A 21,076-nucleotide genomic window follows, 5' to 3' on the forward strand; every position below is an offset into this window, starting at 1 on the left:
CAAACCATGAGGTTTCCCCGTTTTTCCTGCCTTCGGGAGGGTCTGATGAAAAGACTGTTTTTGCGCCTGTTCGCCGTCTGTCTGCTGCTGATTCCCAGTTTCGTCGCTGCCGAAGGTCCCAGCGGCGATTTTACCGTCGATAGCGAGGGGATCGGCAACACCCGGGAAGAAGCGCTGCTGCTGGCCAAACGCGAGGCCATCGAAAAAGGGATCGGCACCATGCTGGTGTCGCAGACCGAGGTCAAGAACTTCATGCTGCAGAAGGATGTGGTCATCACCCAGACCGCCGGGTCGGTGCGCCGCTACGACGTCCTGCTGGAGCAGCACCTGCCCGACGGCACCTGGCAGGTGCAGATCCGCGCCGTCGTCTCCCTCGACAGCATTCGCGCCGACCTGGCCGCCCTCAAGATCCTCCTTGAATCGATGGACAAGCCGCGGATGATGGTGCTGATCAAAGAAGATGGCGGGAACTACGCGGAAAACGCCGTGGTCGACTACCTGCGCGGCAAGGGTTTCGATCTGGTCGATCCGGCGCAGACCGCCGCCCTGATGAACAAGGGGGACGATCTCATCCAGCGGGCCACCCAGGGCGATCCGGTGGCGGCGGCGAAGATCGGCGCGGATAACGGCGCCGAATACGTGCTCGTCGGCACCGTCAGCAAGTCGCAGGTCGCCAATCCCCTGCTGCAGAGCAGCGGCATGGTCTCCGGCCAGGCCAGCCTCACCGCCAAGGTGGTGAACTGCTCCAACGGCCGCATCGTCGCCAGCAAGGCGTCGAGCGGCGCCAGCCCGCACATCTCGGCCGACGTCGCCCAATCCCAGGCGGCCGGCAAGGCGGCGCAGAAACTCATGGACGACGAACTCTTCGAGGCCATCGTCGCCTCCTTCCAGGATACGGTGAACAACGGCGTCAATCTCGAAGTCACCGTGCGCAACGTCGCCGACTACCAGGCGCAGAAGGGGATCGCCGCCTTCTTCGAAGGGGTGACCGGGGTCAACTCGGTGACCAAGCGCGGCTTCGGCAACGGCGAACTGAAGCTCTCCGTCCTCTATCGCGGCCAGGCCGACGCCTTCTGCGACGCGGTGGACGGGCAGAACGTGACCGGCAAAACCCTGGCCGTCACCTCGGTCGCCGGCAGCGGCATCGTCATGACGCTGAAGTAAGCACAACGCCTCTTTAACCCCAGTCCGGAAGGGTCTGCCGATGAGAATACTTGCCGGAATCTTTTTGCTTCTCGCCTTCGGCCTGATGCCGGTCTCCGCCTCGGCGGAATTCACCAAGACCAAGATCGCCGTCCTCGACTTCCAGATGCAGGGGGAGGAGCAGGAAAACCAGGACATGGGGAGCATCGTCGCCGAGTGGTTCATCACCGCCATGGTCAAGGAAGGGCGGTTCGATGTCATCGAGCGGCGGTTGCTGCAGAAGATTCTCAGTGAGCAGCAGTTGGTCATGACCGGAGTGGTCGACGAGAGCAGCGCCACCCAGATCGGCAAGCTGCTCGGGGTCAAGGTCATCATCTCCGGCTCGGTAATGAAAGTACGGGAGATGCTGGAGGTCAACGCCCGCATCATCGACGTGGAAAACGCCTCGATCATCGCCGCCGAAAGTGTCAAAAGTTCGACGGCCTCGCGCCTGCAGGATCTGATCGTCGAGATGTCGGCCAAGATCATCCGCAACTTCCCCCTGGAAGGCTACGTGGTCGACCGCGATGGCAAGAAGGTGACCCTCGATCTCGGCAGCCGTTCCGGGGTCAAGCCGGGGATGGAGTTCGTCGTCTACCGCGAGGGGGAAGTCATCAAGCACCCCAAGACCGGCGAAGTGCTCGACGTCGAGCGCATTCACACCGGCCGGGTACGGATTCAGACCGTTCTCGGCAAGATCTCCGAGGGGGAGGTGCTCGACGAAGAGGCGGACGATGCCATCAAGTACGGACAACTGGTCAGCAGCGCGGTTATCGGCGGCAACGGCGGACGCCGTCAGCCCGCCACCGCGGCCGCCGCTTCGGTAAAACCGGCCGAGGATTTGCCCAAGGGTCGGCTCTACGTGAGCAGCGAACCGAGCGGGGCGAAGATCCGGATTCTCAACATCGGCCCGGTCTATCGTGAGGGGATGGAACTGGCCGGTGGCTCTTATCACATCGAGGTTTCCGCCCCCGGCTATCGCACCGACCGCCAGTGGCTGAAGCTGGCGGCGGGAGAGGACCGGCGGGTCGCGGTCAGCCTCCGTCCCGCCCCGGTCGAGGTGTCGCCGCCGCCGACGGCCCTGGTCCCGAAGTCGCAGACACCCCAGGCCAGGGCTACCGCCCAGCCGCCGACCGTTGCCGCCAAAGCGTCGGCGGCCAAGGGCGAGAGCCGCTACATCAAGATGCTCCGTTCCGGCAACCTGCGGAGCAAAACCGACGCCGGCAAGCTGATTGTGCGGGAAGGGGTCAAAGATACGGCCGTTCTCGATGTGGTGGAACAGGAATTGCTTAAGGGCTACCAGGCCAGCGGCGACGACCGCGGCGCCGTCGACGCCATGGCCTGGCTGTGCAAGGCCCTGGGCGCTTCGGGCAACGGCAAGTACCGGAGTACGCTGCGAACCGTGGCGCAGAAGGCGCCGCACCGCAAACTGCAGAAGTATGCCGAACAGAGCCTGGGGCAGTTGCGATAAAACGGACATTACCCGCCAAGGATAGGCATGTCATGAGTACACGTGGAATCGCCCTGGTGACTGGGGCCAGCAAGGGGATCGGGGCAGCCATCGCCCTGGAGTTGGCCCGGGAGGGTTTCGACATCTGGCTTAACTACGGCCGAGATCAGCAGGTGGCCGCGCAGGTCGCGGCGGAGATCGAGGCGCTCGGCGTCGCCTGTAAGCGCCTGCCCTTCGATGTGGCCGACGGCGAGGCGGTCAAGGCGGCGCTGGAACCGCTCCTCGACGAGGCGGCTCCCTTCGTGCTGGTCAACAATGCCGGTTTCGCCCGCGACGCCCTGCTCTTGTGGATGACGAAAGAGGAGTGGCGCGACGTGCTGGCGGTGCATCTCGACGGCTTCTACAACGTCACCAAACCGGTGGTCAACGCCATGGTCAAGGCGCGCCGGGGACGGATCATCAACATCGTCTCCACCTCGGGGGAGAGCGGCATCCCGGGGCAGGTCAACTACTCGGCGGCCAAGGCCGGGTTGATCGGCGCTACCCGTTCCCTGGCGGCGGAAGTGGCCAAACGCAACGTCCTGGTCAACGCCGTCTCCCCGGGCTTCATCGACACGGAAATGCTCAAGGATCTGCCGAAGGAACGGATTCTGCCAATGATCCCCCTGGGTCGCCTCGGCACCGTCGAGGAAGTGGCGGGCCTCGTCGCCTTTCTCGCCTCGGACAAGGCGACCTATATTACCGGCCAGGTGTTTGCGGTCAACGGCGGCGCCCACATGTAAAGGGTAAGGCTGATGAAAAACGCCCATCTGCGGCGTTGCCCTCATCCTCGTCGCTGCGACGTATCTTTCGGTACGCCTCGCTCCTCGAATTTCGGGCGCCTTGCATCTGGGCATTTTTGCTCAGCCTTGGGACGACCGGGTTCCCCCCCTTAGAAAAAGGGGGGCGGGGGGGATTTAAGACGTTACGGAAAATCCCCCTCATTCACTCTTTGCCAAAGGGGGAGGTCTTCTCGTTTGTTTTTACTAAAAGGATGTTATGCATAAAGTCGCCATCACCGGCATCGGCATCGTCTCTTGTCTCGGCTGCGACCCGGAAACGGTCGGCGCGGCCCTGCGCGCCGGGCGCTCGGGGATCGTCGTCGACGAGGAGCGCCGGCGCCGGGGTTTCCGCAGCCCCCTGACCGGGGTCATCCGCGATTTCGACCCCGCCCGGGTGCTGAGCAAGAAGCAGCGCAAGACCATGCCCGACTTCGCCGTGCAGGCCTATGCCGCCGCCCGCGACGCCCTGGCCATGGCCGGTCTCGGCGGGGACGATATTGCCAACGACCGCACCGGCCTGATCTTCGGCTGCGATTCGACCTGCATCGCCGCCATCGAGCAGGTGGAACTCTTGCGCGAGCGGGGGGAGACGATGCTCATCGGCAGCGGTCAGGTCTTCCGTTCGATGAACTCCACCGTGACCATGAATCTCAATACCCTGCTCCGCACCCGGGGGGCCTGCTGGACCCTCAGTTCGGCCTGCTCCAGCGGCGGCCACGCCGTCGGCCAGGCCGCCGACCTGATCGCCTTCGGCCGTCAGGACCGGGTCATCTGCGGCGGCGCCCAGGAGATCAACTGGGAATCGATGTGCAGCTTCGACGGCCTCGGCGCCTTCTCCACCCGCGTCGACGCGCCCGCAGCGGCCAGCCGCCCCTTCGACGCCCGCCGCGACGGGCTGGTGCCGAGCGGCGGCGCGGCGGCGCTGGTCCTCGAACGCTACGATCTGGCCGCCGCCCGGGGAGCGGAAATTCTCGGCGAGGTGGCGGGCTACGGTTTTTCCTCGGACGGCGAACACATCTCGGTGCCGAGTCGGGACGGCCTGCGCCGGGCCATGGCCATGGCCCTCGATAATGCCGCCATGACTCCGGCCGAGATCGATTACCTCTGCGCCCACGCCACCTCGACCCCGGCCGGCGACACGGCGGAGACACAGAACATCCTGGCGGTCTTCGGCGACAAAACCCCTTTAGTCTCTTCCCTCAAGGCGATGACCGGCCACGAACTGTGGATGTCCGGCGCCGCCCAGGTGGTCTATACGACGATCATGGCCCGCCAGGGCTTCATCGCCCGCAACCTCAACTTCGGCGAGCCGGACGAATGGTCGGCGCGCTTGCGGATCGTCACCGAAACCATCAACCGCCCGCCGACGACGGCCCTGTGCAACTCCGCCGGGTTCGGCGGCACCAACGCCTCCCTGGTCCTGCGTTTTCCCCGGTGAGCTACGACTGGCTGGTCATCGGCGGCGGCGCGTCCGGCCTGACCGCCGCCGTTCTGCTCGCCCAGGAAGGCCGGCGGGTCGCCCTGGTCGAAAAGAGTCCCCGCCTCGCTCCCCTGCTGCGCGGCTTCCGCCGGGGGAATTTTCATTTCGACACCGGTTTTCACTATTCGGGCGGGCTGGGACAAGGGGAGATTCTCGACCTTTTTTTTCGCCACCTGGGGGTGTCCGAACGGCTGCGGACCACCCCCTTCGATTTGACGGGCTTCGATCGGGTGCGCGAGCCCGGGCAGGCCGAGTTTGCCTTTCCGGTCGGGGAAGAGCGGCTGGAAGAGCGGCTATGCCGGGAGTTTCCCGGCCAGGAAAAAGCTGTTTCAGGCTATCTTGCCGAGGTGCGGCGGGCCTGCGCCGTCCATCCCTACCTCGACTTGGACGCGCCGTTGGCAGGAAGCGGCGCCCTCTTCGGCCTCGACGGCACCAGTCTGCGGAAGATGCTGTCGCGCTGGACGGACCTGCCCCGGCTCCGGCGCCTCCTCGCCGTGCATACCCTGCTCTACGGCGTTCCCCCCGAAGAGGCCCCTTTTCGCCTGCATGCGTCGGTGGTCGGTCCCTACTACCAGTCGGTGCATGGCCTGGTCGGTGGCGGGTTGGCCCTGGCCGAGGCCTTCACGGCCCGGCTGGCCGAACTGGGGGTCGATATTTTCCTCGGGCGGGGCGTTCGAGAATTGCTCTTCACTCCGGCCGGGACGCTGCGTGGAGCGCGGTTGGAGGACGAAACGGTAGTGGAAACCCGGGGCTGCGTGGCGACCCTTCACCCGACCCTGTTGCCGGCCCTGTTGCCGGAAGGGGTCTTTCGGCCGATCTACCGCCGCCGCCTGCTTGCCCTGGAGGATTCCCTGCCGGCCTTCACCCTCTATGGGGTCTGCCGCAAACCGAACGACCTGCTGCGGGGGCGCAATATCTTTCTCCTCGGGCCGCTGAAAAAGGGACTGGAGGACAGCATCTATCTGACGGCGGCGGATAACGGACCGGGAAGCGGTTCCGGGCTGATCGCCATCGCCCCGGTACCGTCCGGCGCCGTCGAGCGCTGGAAGGATTCCGTCGCCGGTCGCCGACCGGCCGGGTACGAGGCCTACAAGGCCGAGCAGGCCGCGCAGCTGGTCCGACGGATCGAGGAAGGCTGCCCGGAACTGGGTGGGATCGAAGTGATGGCAACAGCCACGGCGCTGACCATGCGCGACTATCTGCATACCCCCAAAGGCGGACTTTATGGGGTCAGGCATCGCCTCGGCCAGTACAATCCCCAGCCGCGGACACGGGTCGCCAATCTGCTCCTGGCCGGACAGGGAGTGGCCGCCCCCGGGGTGTTGGGCGCGGTGCTTTCGGGTTTTCTCACCTGCGGCGAGGTCATCGGCCATGAACGATTGCGGGAAAGGGTGAAAGCATGTCGCTGAAACGCGTGGTGGTAACGGGTCTGGGAGCGGTATCCCCCTATGGCGCGGGGATGGAACTCTTCACCGACAGCCTGCGTGCCGGGCGCGGCGCGGTACGACCGGTGCCGGAACTGGCCGCCATCCAGGGGCTGCGGGCACGGGTCGCGGCTCTCGTTCCGGAACTCGACGCCAAGATTATTCCCCGCAAGTTCCGCCGCTCCATGACTTCGATGTCGGTCTTCGCCTACCTCGCCTGCCGGGAGGCCCTGGCGCGGGCCGGTCTGGGCGAGGAGGAATGTCGAGGCGGGCGGCTGGGGATCGTGCTCGGTTCGACGGTCGGCAGCATCGCCGCCTCGGAAAGCTTCTTCGCCGACTTCTTCGTCGACCGCAGCCTGGAGCGGATGAAATCCGGCCTCTTCTTCCAGATCATGAATCACTCCTGCGCCGCCAACGTCGCCCAGGCCCTCGGCATCGCCGGACGCATCCTCGCCCCGGCGGCGGCCTGTTCCACCGGTTGCCAGGCGATCGGCTACGGCGCCGAGACGATCGCCCTGGGCAAGCAGGACTGGCTTCTGTGCGGCGGCGCCGACGAATTTCATCCCCTGACGGCGGCGACCTTCGATGTGATGAACGCCGGCTCCGCGCGCTACAACGACGATCCCGAACGGACCCCGCGCCCCTTCGACCGGGGCCGGGACGGCGTCGTCTGCGCCGAGGGCTGCGGCATCCTCCTTCTCGAATCACTCGATTCGGCGCTGGCGCGCGGCGCCGAAATCCTCGCCGAAGTGACCGGCTTCGCCACCCTGTCGGCGCCGAGCAACATCGCCAACCCCGACGCCGAGGCCATCGCCCGGTGCATGACGGCGGCCCTGGCCGACGCCGGGGTGACCGCCGCCGACATCGATTACGTCAACGCTCACGCCACCGGCACCGACCTGGGGGATCGCGCCGAGGCCGAAAGCATCTACCGCCTCTTCGGCGACCGGGTGCCGGTGAGCAGCCTCAAAGGGCACATCGGCCACGCCATGGCGGCCAGCGGCTCGCTGGAGTTGGCGGCCTGCGTCGCCATGCTCGGCGACGGCCGCCTTATCCCCACCCGCAATCTCGACCGGGTCGATCCCGAATGCGCGCCGATCCGCCATGTGCGCGGACTCGAAGCGGCGCCGGTAAACACCATCCTGAAAAACAACTTCGCCCTCGGGGGCGTCAATTCATCCATCGTCCTAAGGAGATATCGGCATGACTGATCAGGAAATCATCGAGCGGATCGACACCTCGCTGGCCGAGGAGTTCGAGCTCGATCTCGCGGATATGGTTCCGGAAGCGACCATCTATGAGGATCTCGGCCTCGACAGCCTCGATACCGTCGATATGGTGATCGTGCTGGAAGCAGCCTTCAAGTTCAAGATCCGCGAGGAGGCGGCCATTCGCGAAATCCGCACCCTGGGGGATATCCACAACTTCGTCATCGACAAGTACCGCCGGCAGGATGGGGCGGCTTGAGCCGATGGAGGTAACGGAGGTGGCGACTCTCGGGCCTTGCGCCCAGCGCGGCGGCGTATCGGCCTGGCTGGCGGCGCTGCTCATGAATCTGACGGTCTACCCGCTGCTGGTCCTCTGGACCCTGCTCGGGCTGGCCACCCTGCCCCTGACCCTGCCTTTGACCCGGCTTGTCACCGGCTGGTCGACCCAGCGGGGCATGCGCTATATCGTCTGGGTTTACGGCCAGGGCTGGCTGCTGATCATGCGCCCCTTCACCCGTTTCGAAAGCGCCGGGCTCGACCCGGAGAAACTCCGGGCGCCGGCGATTCTGGTGGTCAACCACCTCTCCTTCTTCGACACCTACTGCATGGCGCTGCTCCCCTGCTTCGACGTCAATTTCGCGGTGCGCTCCTGGCCCTTCCGGATGATCTTCTACGGCTTCATCATGCGCCGCGCCGGCTATCTCGACGTGGAAAGCATGAACTGGCGCGAGGCCCTGGCCGCCGGGCAGCGGGTGCTGACGCAGCCGGCCTTGCAGCTCTTCTTTCCCGAAGGGCACCGCAGCCGCGACGGGCGCTTGCAGCGCTTCTACTCTGGCGCCTTTCGCCTGGCCACGGAAACCGGGACGAAGGTCATTCCCCTGTGCCTGACCGGCACCGACACCCTGCTGCCGCCGGGGCGCTTCTGGCTGCGTCCGGCGCGGGTGCGGCTGCAGGCCCTCGACCCCGTCGACCCGGCGGATTTTCCCGGCGAGAACGGGCACGTGGCGATGCGCAAAGCGACCAAGGAGCGGATGCGCCGCCACCTGGAAGGGATGGAGGAGCGGCGATGCTGAACGGAAACGCCTTCGTTGGCGACGCCGGAATCGAATTTCGCGCCCAGGCGGAGATTCGCGGGATTCAGGAAAAACTGCTGCGCCGCCATCTGGCCTATCTCGCCGAACATTCCCCCTTTTACCGGCGCCGGTTCACCGAGGCCGGGGTCGACCCCGCCGCCGTCGCCGGGCTGGATGATCTGCACCGCCTCCCCTTCACCGACAAGACCGACCTCGCCGACCACAACGAGGCGTTCCTCTGCGTGCCGCCGGAGGCGATTGTCGATCTCTGCCTGACTTCGGGAACGACCGGCCGGCCGGTCGCCATGCATCAGACCCGCGCCGACCTGGCCCGACTGACCTACAACGAAGAGATCTCCTTTCGCCCAGCGGGGATCGGACCTACGGATCGGGTACTGATCGCCGCCGCCATCGACCGCTGCTTCATGGCCGGGCTCGCCTACTTTTTCGGGCTGGCGCAGATCGGCGCCACCGTCATCCGCGGGGGATCGAGCAGTGTCGCCATGCTCGAAGAGCTGGCCATCCGCTATCGCCCCACCGCCCTGGTCGGGGTACCGACCCTGCTCTTGGTCCTCGCCGACCGGTTGCGGGCGCGCGGCGTCGATCCCCGCGAACTCGGCGCGCGGCGGCTGATCTGCATCGGCGAGCCGGTGCGCGCCGCCGATCTCTCCCTCTCGCCCCTCGGCCGGCGGCTGCGCGAGTCCTGGGGGGCGGAGGTCTTCGGCACCTATGCCAGCACCGAAATGGCGACCTCCTTCGCCGATTGCGAAGCGGGACGGGGCGGACACGTTCATCCCGAACTGATGATCGTCGAGATCGTCGACGAGGCCGGGCGTCCCTTGCCGCCGGGAAGTCCCGGCGAAGTGGTGGCGACCCCTCTGCAGGTGACCGGGATGCCGCTGTTGCGCTTCAAGACCGGCGACATCGCCACGGTCCATAACGAACCCTGCCCCTGCGGCCGCCATTCCTGGCGCCTCGGCCCGGTTCTCGGGCGCAAGGCGCAGATGCTCAAGGTGCGCGGCGCCACCGTCTATCCCCCGGCGATCCAGGGGGTGTTGCAGGAACTGCCGGAAGTGCGCGGCCACTATATCGAGGTCTTCGACGACTTCGAGCTCTCCGACCGCATCCGCGTGGTCGTCGGGCTGGATTCTGCCGCCCTCGACGCCGAGGAGATCGCCGAGCGCATCGCCGCCCGCATCCGGGTCAAGCCGGAAGTCGTCGTCGTCACCCCGGAAGAAGTCACCCGCCGCACCCTGCGCGAAGACAAGCGCAAGCCGGTGACCTTTTTTGATTACCGGATCAAGCAATAAGTTAGTGGAAAGAGAGAAACTCATGTCCCAGCGTTCCACCGTCATTCTCACCGGTAACGATCTCACCATCGACGACATCATCGCCATCGGCATTGGCGACAAGCAGGTGGCTATCGCCGGCGCCGCTCGCGAGCGCTGTGCCGCCAGCCGCGCCTTTCTCGAAGGGGAAGTGGCGGCGAAACGGGTGATCTACGGGGTCAACACCTCCTTCGGCCCGATGTGCAACAAGATCATCAGCGACAACGAAATCGAGGCGTTGCAGGTCAACCTGATCCGCAGCCATGCCGCCGGCCTCGGCGAGCCGATCAAGGACTACATCGCCATCGCCATGCTGGCGGTACGGCTCAACACCCTGGCCAAGGGCTACAGCGGAGTGCGGCTGGAACTCCTCGATTTCATGGTCGAGCTAATCAACCGCCGCGTCGCTCCCTATGTCCCCGAGTGCGGCAGCGTCGGCGCCTCCGGCGATCTGATCCACCTGGCCCATCTCGCCCTGGCGATCATCGGCGAGGGGCGGGTCTTCTATCAGGGGGAGTTGCGGGATGCGGCGGAACTTTATACCGAGCTCGGCCTGAGTCCCATGCGCCTCTCCTTCAAGGAGGGAATCGCGCTGATGAACGGGACCAGCGCCATGACCGCCCTGGCCGCTTTCTCCCTCTTTGGTGCCCGCAAACTGCTCAACCTCGCCTGCGTCACCGGGGCCTTTGCCCTGGAGATCTTCGGCGGCATCGACGACGCCTTCGATGTCGACCTGCACCGGGTCAAGCCCCATCCGGGCCAGTTGGCAACGGCGGAGACGATTCGCAACCTCTATCAGGGCTCGGGCAACATCACCCTGCGTCAGGATATGCACGAGCGTATCCGCCGTGAGCAGACCGAGGGGCTGGTCTTCGAGACGAGCATCAACGTGCAGGATGTCTACTCGATCCGCTGCACCCCGCAAGTGCTGGCGCCGGTGGCCGAGGCCGTCGAGCTGGCGACGCGCACGGTGGAGACCGAGGCCAATTCCTCCAACGACAACCCGATCATCATCCCCGAACAGAAGAAGGTCATCCACGGCGGCAACTTCCACGGCCAGAGCATCGGCTTTGTCATGGATATGCTCTGTGTGGCCGTTTCCACCCTCTGCAACCTCTCGGAGCGACGCCTCAACAAACTGCTCGACAAGAACCTCAACGAGGGCCTGCCCGAATTCCTCATCCCCGGCACCCTCGGCCTGACCATGGGCTTCATGGGCGCCCAGTACCTGGCCACCTCGACCACCGCCGAGAACCGCCAACTGGCGGCGCCGGTGAGCACCCACAGCATCTCCTGCAACGCCTCCAATCAGGACGTGGTGAGCATGGGGACAGTGGCGGCGCGTAAGGCCTTCCGCTCCATCAGCAACGCCAAGCATGTGGTGACCCTGGAAGTGCTGGCCCAGTTGCAGGCCCTCTCTTTCCGCAACGCCGACCGCCTGGGACGGGGGACCGGGCGCATCCACCAGCTCCTCGCCGAGCACTTCACCCCTTACGATAACAGCCGGATCTTTCACGAGGATCTGGTGAAATTCCGCAAGCTGCTCTTCTCCAGCCAGCTCTTCGATGACCTGGCGGTCTATTGGCGGGAGGAGGACTGATGGACATCTCCCTGCCCCTGGCGGCGGAAGCCCTGATGCCGCACCGTTTGCCGATGCGCCTGGTCGACCGGCTTGTGGAATATGGCGGCGACTCCGGCGTGGTCGAGGCCGAGGTGGCGGCGGGCAATCCCCTGCTCGACGGCCAGGGGTGCCTCGACGAGGTGGCCCTGGCCGAAATGCTGGCCCAGGCCTACGCCCTGGTCAAGGGCTACGGCGCCCGGCGGGACGGGGAACCGATTCGCAAGGGCTTTCTCGTCGGTTTTCGCGAGTTCGTCTGCGCGGGGTCGGCGCGTCTGGGCGACCGGCTGCGCGTCACCGTGCGGGCGGTGGCGGACGTGGAGGATTTCACCGTGGCCGAGGGGGAGGTTTGGCGCGGCGCCGAACGCATCGCCCACGGCTCCCTGAAACTCTGGATACCCAAGGAAGGTCCATGAAATATCTGCTGCCGCTGTGGCTGCTGCTTTTCGTTTCTCTCCCCCTTGCGGCCTGGGCCGAAGAGGATGCGGAGCTCGAACGGGTGCTGGCCGGACTGAAGGTTTCGGCGGCGGGGATCGAAACCCTCGCCAGCGACTTCACCCAGGAAAAGCATCTGGAGATCTTTCGCGAAACCCTCGTTTCCCAGGGGCGCTTCTATTTCGCCAAGCCGGATAAGCTGCGCTGGGAGACGACGGCGCCGGTCGCTTCGGGCTTTCTGCTCAATGGTTCCGGCGGCAAGCGCTGGCATCAGCGGGCGGGGGCGCCGGTCCCCTTCGACCTCGGCCGCGAGCCGGGGATGAAGCTGATCGCCGAGCAACTGCTGGCCTGGGCGCGGGTCGATCTCGACTGGCTGCGCAGCCAATACGAAATCGCCCTGGTCGAGACCCAGCCGGTCTCCCTGCGCCTCGTTCCCCGGCAAGTGGGGGCGCGGGACTTTCTCGACCATCTGCTGATCCGCTTCGACGACGGCGGACGGCATGTGGCGAGCGTCGCGGTGCACGAGCCGGGAGGGGATCGAACCCTGATCCGCTTTTCGGCGACGGTGCTCAACCAACCCCTCGATCCCGCTCTCTTCTGATATGCTCAGTACGCTTTTCGCCTCCCTCTACCGCTTTTTCGCCCCCCGCCGTATCCCGCTCTTCGCCCTGACCCTGCTCCTCATCGGCGGCGGGCTGGCGGGTCTGGCCGGGCTGGAGGTGCGGGAAGACATCGAGGCGATGCTCCCCGACGATCATTCCCAGGTGGCGGAGGACTTTCGCCGTCTGCGCCAGGCCCCCTTCTCCCGCAAGGTGCTGATCGGCCTGAGCGCCGCTGAAGGACAGGAGCCGGCGGTGTTGCTGGCGGCGACGGATCGCCTGGCCGGGGCGCTCTCCCCCGACTACTTCAGTCGGGTCGTTACCGGCCCGGCAGCTTTGGAGAATTACCGGCTGCCGGGATGGCTGACGGACAATCTGCCCAATCTGCTCGCTGCGGAAGATCTGCCACGCCTCGGCAAACGCCTCGCCCCCGAGGCGATTGAAACGCGGCTGACGGCGGCCTACGATCGACTCCTTTCGCCGGAGGGCTGGCTGATCAAAGGGCAGCTGCGCCGCGACCCCTTGAGCCTGGGGGAATTGGGGCTGGAGAAGCTGCGCTTCGTCAATCCCGTGGCCAAGACCCGCCTGCGCGACGGGCATTTTTTGAGCGCCGACGGCCGCCACGCCCTGATCATCGCCGATTCGCCGGTGGCGATGACCGACTCCCGGGAAGGTGCCCGGCTGCTGAAGCACTTCGTCGAGACCGCCGCGGGCAGCCTCCCCGAAGGGGTCAGCGCCCGGTTGGTGAGCGGCCATGCCTATACGGTGGCCAACGCCGAAACGATCCAACGCGACCTCTTCGTCGTCCTCTCCGCCTCAACGTTAGCCCTGGCCGGGCTTTTTCTCGTTTTTCTGCGCTGTCGGCGTTCGCTCTTCGTCTTTCTCATCCCCGTCGCCGTGGTCGGGCTGGCGGCGGTGGCGGTCTCCTGGACCACCCCGGTCGTCTCCGGCGTGACCCTCGGCTTCGGCGCGGTCCTGCTCGGCATCGCCGTCGACTATGGGCTGCATGTCTATTTCGCTCTGCGCACCGGAAGTCTGCCGCCGGATCAGGCCCTCGGCCGGGTCTCCCGGCCGGTTCTCTTCGGCGCCCTGACCAGCCTGGCCGGTTTCGCCGTGCTCTTGACCTCCAGCCTGCCGGGACAGCGCCAGCTCGCGGTCTTCGCCATGACCGGCATCGCCCTGGCGGTGCTGCTGGCGCTGATCGTCCTTCCCCATCTGCTCAAGACGGCGGCCGAAGCACCCCGGCCGCCGATGCTTCCCCGTCTCGGCGCGGTCCGTCGACGGCCCCTGGTGCTCGGCCTGTGGCTGGCCGGGATGCTTCTCTGCGGCGCGCGCATCGCCGATGTCCCCATCGACGGCAATCTACGCAGTCTTGGGCTGATGCCGAAAGACCTTGTCGCCGCCGAAGAGGAGTTGCGCGCCACCTGGGGGGAGCTGCGTTCCCAGGCGCTCTTCTTCGCCGAAGGGTCCACCCTGGAAGAAGCCCTGGTCCACAACGACCGGCTTTTCGAGGAATTGCGCCGAAGCTTTCCCGAAATGCCGCTGGTCAGCCTCGCGCCGCTCTTGCCGGCGGCGGCGCGGCAGGAGGAAAATCGTGCCGCCTGGCAGACGTTCTGGCGAGAATGGTCGGCACCGACCCGGCAACAACTCCTCGTAGCGGGCGCCCCTCTGGGATTCGCAGAGACGGCTTTCGCCCCCTTCTTCGCCGCGTTGGAAGATCCGCCCCCGGCGATCACCCCCGCCGCTCTGCGCGAGCAGGGGTTGGGGGAACTGCTCGATGCCTTGTTGCTGGAAGAGAAGGGTCGGGTGCGGGTGCTGACCCTGGCGCCGGACACACCGGCGCTGTCGGCCTGGTTCGCAGAAGCGAAAAGCATTCCCGCCGGGGTGCATCTCGTCTCCCCCTCCCGCTTCGGCGACGAGCTGGGGGAAGCGATTCGCGCCGATTTCACCCGCTTCATCCTGCTCGCCGGAGGCGCGGTCCTGCTCATGGTGACGCTGCTGCTGCGCCGTCCCGGGCCGGTTCTGTTGGCGCTGCTGCCGGTGGCGACCGGGCTGACGGCCATGTTCGGCATCATGGGCTGGCTGGGGATGTCCTTCAATCTCTTCAACATCGTCGCAACCATCCTCGTCATCGGCCTCTCCGTCGACTACGGCATTTTCATGGTCTGCCGTTCGTCGGCGGAGATGGAACCGGAGACGGCCCGGGCGGTGCTGCTCGCGGGTCTGACGACCCTGGCCGGTTTCGGGGCGCTGGTTCTCGCCCGCCACCCGGCCCTGCATTCCATCGGCCTCACCGTCCTCCTCGGCATCGGTGCGGCCATGCCGACGGCGTTGCTGGTGATTCCGGCGCTGCGGCGGGAAGGGAAACGAACATGCACAGACGGCTAGTCGGCCTCTGCCTGGTACTGCTCCTCGGCGGCTGCGCCTCGATTCCCTTCGAAAAGCCACTGCTGTCACCGACCCGGGTCCTGACCGCAGCCGAGCTGGCGGCGGCGGACTGGCGCGCCGTTCCGGGCGGCTGGCGCATCCGCCAGTCGGGGCTCTTCGAGCTGCGCGGCCTGCGTCTGCCCATGGAAGGCTTTCTCGAACTCGACAACGACGGGCGCCGGGTCCGGCTGGTCGCCCTCGAAGGACTGGGTCTCAAGCTCTTCGATCTGACCGTCACCGTCGACGGGGTGGAGGTCCATCACCTCTTGCCCGATCTCGCCAAGGATCCGCGGCTGGCCGAGGCGGTCGCGGCGAGCGTGCGCCGCATCTTCCTGGCGCCGCGCCCCGACGCCGGCGACCGGCTGGAGATTCGCAAGCGCGACTATCGACTGACCCGGCCGGGCCGGGAGCGGGTGGAATTTCTGTTCGGCGGCGAGCCGCCGCTGTTGCTGGAAACCCGCGTCCGAGGCGCCGCCGGCGACTGGCGGGTCGGCTATTATCAGTTTCGGGAGGCAGCGGGCGTGCCGATCCCCGAAGGCATCCTGCTGCAAGACCGGCGGGCGGGCTATCGCCTGACCCTCTGGCTGGAAAGTGTGAAACGTGTCGAAGAGTGAGATGAAACGGGCCATCGCGGCGGCGGGAACGGAGCTGCGACGGGAAGCGGAGGGGGGCGCGCGGGTCTTTTGCCTGCCCGCCGATTTTCCCGGATTCGCTGGGCATTTTCCCGGCTATCCGGTGCTGCCGGCGGTCCTGCAGGTGCTGGCCGCCCAGGTGCTGGTCGAGGAGCTGCGCGGGCGGCCGTTGTACCTGGCGAAGCTGGAACGGGCCAAGTTTCTGCGCCCGGTGCGCCCCGGCGAACCCCTGCGGGTGGAATGCCGCCCGCGCCGGGGGAGCTGGGAGGCGCGGCTGGCGGTCGAGGGCGAGCCGGCGGCGACCTTCGCCATGACCCTGGTCGAGGAGGATGAGGGATGAGAAAGGCGTATTTCCCGGCCCACCCCGGCGATCCCGCACCCTTGCGGGCCAGTGTCGAGCGGGTGGTCCGGTTCGAGGAGGTCGATCCCCTGGGGATCGTCTGGCACGGGCGCTATCCCAGCTATTTCGAGGACGCCCGGGTGGCCGTCGGCGAAAAGTACGGCATCGGCTATCTCGACATCTACCGCCAGGGAGTGCTGGCGCCGGTGAAGAAGATGCACATCGACTACCACCGGCCGCTGCGTTTCAGCGAGCCCTTCACTATCGAGGGAATTCTCCACTGGTCGGAAGCAGCCCGCCTCAACCACGAGTTCATCATCCGCGACCGCGACGGGCATCTCGCCACCAGCGGCTACACCGTGCAGATGCTCATGGACACGGCGGAGAACGTGCTCTTGCTCCATCCCCCATTCATGCAGGCCTTTCTCGACCGCTGGCGCGCCGGAGAGCTGCCGTGAACCGCGTCTGCGTGGTCGATACGGCCTTGGTCAGCGCCTTCGGCGACGGCCTGCCGCCCCTGTGGGAAGGGCTGCTGGCCGGACGCACGGCCATCGCTCCCTTGACGCGTTTTGCCGCCGACCGCTACCTGAGCAAGCTGGCCGCCTGCGTGCCGGGGCTCAAGGCCGAGTCCGGCGAATCGCTGCTGCTTCCCCTGCTCGAACGATTGCTCGACCAGTTGGGACCGGTTCCCGGCGATTGCCGGGTGCTGACCGCGAGCACCAAGGGGGGGATCGATCTCCTGGAGCGGCGCGGGCGCGGGGAGCTTTGCCCGATGGAAGCGGTCCTGCCGGGGGCGCTGCCGACCCTGGTCACCCGCCGGCTCGGTTTGGCGGATGCCGGGTTGAACATCAACGCCGCCTGCGCCTCCTCGACCCTGGCTTTGGCCCGAGGCGCCTCCTGGATCGCCGCCGGAGCCGCCGAGGCGGTGCTGGTCGTCGGCATCGACCTGGTCAGTGAATTCGTCTTTTCCGGCTTCTCCGCCCTGCAAGCGTTGTCCAAAGAGGCCAGCCGCCCCTTCGATGCCCATCGCGACGGCCTCTCCCTCGGCGAAGGGGGGGCGGCGCTGCTGCTCATGAGCGAAGAGCGGGCGCGGCGGGAGGGGCGCACACCCCTCGGCACCATTGCCGGCTGGGGAAGCGCCAACGACGCCAACCACATCACCGCCCCGGCCCGGGACGGCTGCGGGCTGGTGCTGGCCATCGAAGAGGCGCTGGCGAAGGCCTCGTTGACGGCGGCGGCGGTCGCCGCGATCAGCGCCCACGGCACCGGCACCGTCTACAACGACGCCATGGAACTGACCGCCTTCGCCCGGGTCTTCGGCGAGCGGCCGCTGCCGGTTCAGTCCCTCAAGGGGGCCGTCGGCCACACCCTCGGCGCCGCCGGGGCGATCGAGGCCATGTTCGGATTGGAGTGCCTCGCCCGGCGGATCATGCCGCCGACGGTCGGCCTCGTCGAGCCGGAAGAGGCCGGACGGGGCCGGGTCGCCGCCGAAGCGCAAAGCATCGCTGGGGATTATCTGCTCTCTACCAATTCGGGGTTCGGCGGGGTCAACGCCGCCCTGCTGCTCGGGAGGCCGTCATGCTGAGCGCGCACCTCACTGGCATCGGCTGGGTCACCGCCCAAGGATTCGGTTGGGGCCGACAGGAAGCGGCGTTCGCCCTCATCCCCGGCGAGTTGCCGACCCTGTCGCGGGCCGAACTTTTCCCTCAGCCCGACCGCCGTTTCGGCCGCATGGACCCCTTCTCCCGTCTCGGCCTCGCCGCCGTCACCTTCGCCCTGCGCGACGCCGGGCTCGAAGAGTGGCGGGAAAAACGCCCCATCGGCCTGATCGCCGCCACGACCTACGGCTGCCTCGCCACCGACCGCGACTACTTCGCCACCGTCATCCCCGACGGCGGCGCCCTGGCCAGCCCACAGCTCTTCGCCTACACCCTCTCCAACACCTTCCTCGGCGAAGCGGCGCTGCGCTTCGGCCTCACCGGCGAGGCCCTGGTCGTCAGCGAACCGCCCCCCGGCGGCCTCGCCCCCCTGGGACTGGCCCTGGAAAACCTCGCCTGGAACGGCGCCCGCGCCATGGTCGCCGGCCTCTGCGATCTCGCCCCGAGCGAAGGCATCCCCAAGGTCCCCGGCCTGCCGCCGGGAGCGGTCTTTGTCGTGCTGGAACGGGACCGGCGGGCAGAAGCCCCTGATTATGGCGAGCTGCGGCGGGATGAAAAGGGGGGATACCGGCTGAAGGGCGTGCCGGTGAGCGATATACTCGACCTCGTCACGCAGGGGCTATCGGGGACCGGATAACTCCGCCCCGGCCGCGCGACCTCCCCAATCCCCTGACGGCCCCACCCCGAAAGCAGTCTTCGATGAGCGCACGCAAGAAAAATCCGCCGACGCCGACCGAGGCGATTCTCGAGAGCATCTCCGACGGGGTTTTTACCGTCGATGATCAGTGGCGCATTACCTCCTTCAATCGCGCCGCCGAGGAGATCACCGGCGTCCCCCGGGAAGAGGCGCTGGGGCGGCACTGTTCGGAGGTCTTTCGCTCCAGCATGTGCGGCGAGGATTGCGCCCTGCGCCGGACCTTGAGCGACGGCAAGCCGATCATCGGCAAGGCGGGCTACATCATCGACGCCGAGGGGCGGCGCATCCCCATCAGCGTCTCCACTGCCGTGTTGCGCGACGCCGCCGGCCAGGTGATCGGCGGAGCCGAAACCTTTCGCGATCTCTCCGAAGTCGAGGAATTGCGCCTGGAACTGGCCGGGAAGTTCCGGGTCGGCGATCTGACCAGCCACAGCCCCCTGATGCAGCGGGTCTTCGAAATCCTCCCGGCCATTGCCGCCAGCCCGAGCACGGTATTGATTCTCGGCGAAACCGGCACCGGCAAGGAGTTGCTGGCGCGCACCCTTCATGCCCTCAGTCCCCGCAATCAGGGGCCTTTCATCGCCGTCAACTGCGGCGCCCTGCCCGATACCTTGCTCGAATCGGAACTTTTCGGCTACAAGGCCGGCGCCTTCACCGGCGCGCAAAAGGACAAGCCCGGCCGCTTCGCCCTGGCCAAGGGCGGCACCCTCTTTCTCGACGAGATCGGCGAGGTCAGCCCCGCCCTGCAGGTGCGACTGTTGCGGGTGTTGCAGGAGCGCACTTACGAACCCCTCGGCGGCACCCGCTCCGAGGTTGCCGACGCCCGCATCATCGTCGCCACCAACCGCGACTTGGCCGAACGGATGCGCCAGGGGGAGTTCCGCGAGGATCTCTACTACCGGGTGAACGTGGTCCGGGTCGAACTTCCTCCCCTGCGTCGGCGCAAGGAGGATATCCCGCTGCTGGTGGAGGAGTTCGTCGCCCGCTTCAACCGCCTGCAGGGCAAGGCGCTGAGCGGGATCACGGCCGAGGCACTGGCTCTGCTCATGGCCCACGACTGGCCGGGCAACATCCGCGAACTGGAAAATGTTATCGAGCGGGCCTTTGTCCTCTGCCGCGAGGGGCGCATCGACATCCCCCACCTGCCTGCCGAACTGACCGCCCGGGGTGCGACATTGGGCAACGAAGGGGATATCCGCGGCGCCCACGACATCCTCGACGCCCAAGCGATCCGCGCCGCCCTGGAGCGGCACGGCTACAACCGGCTGGCGGCGGCCCGCGAACTGGGTATCCACAAAACCACCCTCTTTCGCAAGCTGAAGAAGCTCGACATCCCCCTCCCCCCCCAGGACGGCCGCACCCGCCGCGACGCAAAAGAGTAGCATTACTGCAACCCTGTCCTTTCATAGGGTTGCATTACTGCAGTTCTTACACTTCCTCCCCACGTCCCCACCAAGACAAATAATCCATCAATTTTAGACAGTTATACCGCAGATTCCGAATCTTCGATATTGGCACTGTCCTTGCCTATAGAACAGGGTACCAACCTCATGCAGGATGATCGCGATGAAGACGGCATTTGCCTATTGGGAAAACCGCATCGCCCCGGTATTCGACACCGCCCGTGATTTATTGCTGGTGGAGAGCGAAGGAGAGCGCATTACCCGGGAAGAGCGACAGCCGCTGGCGGACGAACCACCCTTGGCGCGGACCCTGCGCCTGGTGGAGCTGGGGGTCGAGACCCTGGTCTGCGGGGCGATTTCCCGGGCGTTGCAGGAGATGCTGCTCACCTATGGCATCCGAGTACAGGGTTTCGTCGCCGGAGATTTGCATGAGGTGGTACGTGCCTGGCTCGAAGGCAAGATGAACCAGGAAGTTTTCGCCATGCCCGGCTGTCTCGGACGGGGCGGGCATGGCCGATGGTCAGCAGATAAGGAGAACATCATGCAAGGACGTGGACGTAATACGGGCGCCGGCGGCGGCCAGGGACAAGGAGCCGGGCGCCGTCAAGGGCAAGGAATGGGTCAGGGAGCAGGGCAAGGCATGGGGCAAGGCATGGGGCAAGGCATGGCCGGACGGGGACGTCGGGGCGGCGCCCTGGCCGGGGGACCGGCGGGAGCCTGCGTTTGCCCCAAATGCGGCCACCAGCAGAGCCACGAACGGGGACACCCTTGCGTCGAGCAGGCCTGTCCCCAGTGCGGAACCTCGCTGGTCAGGTCATAAATGGTAAAACAGACAAAAACACGAAAGGAGAAGGATCATGCCAAGAGGTGATGGAACAGGACCGATGGGAACGGGATCGATGACGGGACGCGGCGTCGGCTATTGTGCCGGAAACACGGCTCCGGGTTTCGCCAGTGCCGGTTACGGCGCCGGCTGGGGTGGCCGCTGCCGCGGTTTCGCCGGCGGCGGTTACGGGCGGCGGAATATGTTTTACGCCACCGGTCAACCGGGCTGGGTACGCTTCGGCGGGGTGAACGCCTCCCTGGCCGATCCGGAAGTGGAACAGGCCGCGCTCAAAGGGCGGGCCGAAGCCCTCGGGACGGAGTTGGAGCGGATCAAGGCACGGCTCGAGGCCCTGGAAAGTAAAAAACCCCAGGACTAATCGAAAGGCAAGCCGCATTCGGCCAACAGGCATGGCCGCGTCGCGCCAAGGGGCGACGCGGCCATGAACGGCAACGAAAGACTTTCAGGAGGGACGGAA

The 21,076-nt window shown here is 66.5% G+C and carries 21 protein-coding genes; all 21 read left to right on the forward strand.

Annotated elements, in window-relative coordinates; genetic code table 11:
• Positions 1-45 precede the first annotated feature (45 nt).
• Positions 46-1,164 carry a hypothetical protein gene (locus tag BQ4888_RS13085; protein WP_092057703.1) on the forward strand — a complete coding sequence of 373 codons (1,119 nt, stop codon included), beginning with the start codon at positions 46-48 and terminating at the stop codon, positions 1,162-1,164.
• 40 nt (positions 1,165-1,204) lie between these two features.
• Positions 1,205-2,653, forward strand: a complete 1,449-nt coding sequence (locus BQ4888_RS13090) for a FlgO family outer membrane protein (RefSeq protein WP_092057704.1) — start codon at positions 1,205-1,207, stop codon at positions 2,651-2,653.
• A gap of 32 nt (positions 2,654-2,685) precedes the next feature.
• Positions 2,686-3,414, forward strand: coding sequence for a 3-oxoacyl-ACP reductase FabG (gene fabG / locus BQ4888_RS13095; protein WP_092057705.1), 729 nt, complete (start codon positions 2,686-2,688; stop codon positions 3,412-3,414).
• 256 nt (positions 3,415-3,670) lie between these two features.
• On the forward strand, positions 3,671-4,891 hold the full coding sequence (locus tag BQ4888_RS13100) for a beta-ketoacyl-[acyl-carrier-protein] synthase family protein (protein ID WP_092057706.1): 1,221 nt from the start codon (positions 3,671-3,673) through the stop codon (positions 4,889-4,891).
• Positions 4,888-6,342, forward strand: coding sequence for a phytoene desaturase family protein (locus tag BQ4888_RS13105; protein ID WP_170232867.1), 1,455 nt, complete (start codon positions 4,888-4,890; stop codon positions 6,340-6,342). Before BQ4888_RS13100 ends, BQ4888_RS13105 begins: the two co-directional genes overlap by 4 nt.
• Positions 6,333-7,568, forward strand: coding sequence for a beta-ketoacyl-[acyl-carrier-protein] synthase family protein (locus tag BQ4888_RS13110; protein WP_092057708.1), 1,236 nt, complete (start codon positions 6,333-6,335; stop codon positions 7,566-7,568). Before BQ4888_RS13105 ends, BQ4888_RS13110 begins: the two co-directional genes overlap by 10 nt.
• Positions 7,561-7,824 (forward strand): phosphopantetheine-binding protein, encoded by a 264-nt coding sequence (locus BQ4888_RS13115; RefSeq protein ID WP_092057709.1) that lies wholly within the window; start codon positions 7,561-7,563, stop codon positions 7,822-7,824. Before BQ4888_RS13110 ends, BQ4888_RS13115 begins: the two co-directional genes overlap by 8 nt.
• Before the next feature lie 19 nt (positions 7,825-7,843).
• On the forward strand, positions 7,844-8,638 hold the full coding sequence (locus tag BQ4888_RS13120; RefSeq protein WP_240746348.1) for a lysophospholipid acyltransferase family protein: 795 nt from the start codon (positions 7,844-7,846) through the stop codon (positions 8,636-8,638).
• Positions 8,632-9,948 carry a phenylacetate--CoA ligase family protein gene (locus BQ4888_RS13125; protein ID WP_092057710.1) on the forward strand — a complete coding sequence of 439 codons (1,317 nt, stop codon included), beginning with the start codon at positions 8,632-8,634 and terminating at the stop codon, positions 9,946-9,948. The genes BQ4888_RS13120 and BQ4888_RS13125 overlap by 7 nt, the downstream gene beginning before the upstream one ends.
• A 22-nt stretch (positions 9,949-9,970) precedes the next feature.
• On the forward strand, positions 9,971-11,566 hold the full coding sequence (locus tag BQ4888_RS13130) for an HAL/PAL/TAL family ammonia-lyase (RefSeq protein WP_092057711.1): 1,596 nt from the start codon (positions 9,971-9,973) through the stop codon (positions 11,564-11,566).
• Positions 11,566-12,000 carry a hotdog family protein gene (locus BQ4888_RS13135; RefSeq protein WP_092057712.1) on the forward strand — a complete coding sequence of 145 codons (435 nt, stop codon included), beginning with the start codon at positions 11,566-11,568 and terminating at the stop codon, positions 11,998-12,000. The genes BQ4888_RS13130 and BQ4888_RS13135 overlap by 1 nt, the downstream gene beginning before the upstream one ends.
• Positions 11,997-12,620 (forward strand): LolA family protein, encoded by a 624-nt coding sequence (locus BQ4888_RS13140; RefSeq protein ID WP_092057713.1) that lies wholly within the window; start codon positions 11,997-11,999, stop codon positions 12,618-12,620. The genes BQ4888_RS13135 and BQ4888_RS13140 overlap by 4 nt, the downstream gene beginning before the upstream one ends.
• A gap of 1 nt (position 12,621) precedes the next feature.
• Positions 12,622-15,006, forward strand: coding sequence for an MMPL family transporter (locus tag BQ4888_RS13145; RefSeq protein WP_092057714.1), 2,385 nt, complete (start codon positions 12,622-12,624; stop codon positions 15,004-15,006).
• Positions 14,991-15,659 carry a DUF3261 domain-containing protein gene (locus BQ4888_RS13150; RefSeq protein ID WP_092057715.1) on the forward strand — a complete coding sequence of 223 codons (669 nt, stop codon included), beginning with the start codon at positions 14,991-14,993 and terminating at the stop codon, positions 15,657-15,659. Before BQ4888_RS13145 ends, BQ4888_RS13150 begins: the two co-directional genes overlap by 16 nt.
• A gap of 1 nt (position 15,660) precedes the next feature.
• Positions 15,661-16,017 carry a 3-hydroxyacyl-ACP dehydratase FabZ family protein gene (locus BQ4888_RS13155; protein WP_092057716.1) on the forward strand — a complete coding sequence of 119 codons (357 nt, stop codon included), beginning with the start codon at positions 15,661-15,663 and terminating at the stop codon, positions 16,015-16,017.
• Positions 16,014-16,475: an acyl-CoA thioesterase gene (locus BQ4888_RS13160; protein WP_092057717.1), complete on the forward strand. Its 462-nt coding sequence runs from the start codon at positions 16,014-16,016 to the stop codon at positions 16,473-16,475. Before BQ4888_RS13155 ends, BQ4888_RS13160 begins: the two co-directional genes overlap by 4 nt.
• Positions 16,472-17,602, forward strand: coding sequence for a beta-ketoacyl-[acyl-carrier-protein] synthase family protein (locus tag BQ4888_RS13165; protein ID WP_092057718.1), 1,131 nt, complete (start codon positions 16,472-16,474; stop codon positions 17,600-17,602). Before BQ4888_RS13160 ends, BQ4888_RS13165 begins: the two co-directional genes overlap by 4 nt.
• Positions 17,596-18,312, forward strand: coding sequence for a beta-ketoacyl synthase N-terminal-like domain-containing protein (locus tag BQ4888_RS13170; RefSeq protein WP_092057719.1), 717 nt, complete (start codon positions 17,596-17,598; stop codon positions 18,310-18,312). The genes BQ4888_RS13165 and BQ4888_RS13170 overlap by 7 nt, the downstream gene beginning before the upstream one ends.
• Before the next feature lie 62 nt (positions 18,313-18,374).
• Positions 18,375-19,754, forward strand: a complete 1,380-nt coding sequence (locus BQ4888_RS13175; protein WP_092057720.1) for a sigma-54 interaction domain-containing protein — start codon at positions 18,375-18,377, stop codon at positions 19,752-19,754.
• Positions 19,755-19,938: 184 nt separating this feature from the next.
• Positions 19,939-20,595 carry a NifB/NifX family molybdenum-iron cluster-binding protein gene (locus BQ4888_RS13180; RefSeq protein ID WP_170232868.1) on the forward strand — a complete coding sequence of 219 codons (657 nt, stop codon included), beginning with the start codon at positions 19,939-19,941 and terminating at the stop codon, positions 20,593-20,595.
• A gap of 37 nt (positions 20,596-20,632) precedes the next feature.
• The gene (locus BQ4888_RS13185) at positions 20,633-20,977 is read left to right on the forward strand and encodes a DUF5320 domain-containing protein (RefSeq protein WP_092057722.1); all 345 of its coding nucleotides are present in this window, start codon (positions 20,633-20,635) and stop codon (positions 20,975-20,977) included.
• Positions 20,978-21,076 lie beyond the last annotated feature (99 nt).

Origin of the sequence: Desulfuromonas acetexigens, assembly GCF_900111775.1 — a bacterium.
Lineage (GTDB): Bacteria > Desulfobacterota > Desulfuromonadia > Desulfuromonadales > Trichloromonadaceae > Trichloromonas > Trichloromonas acetexigens.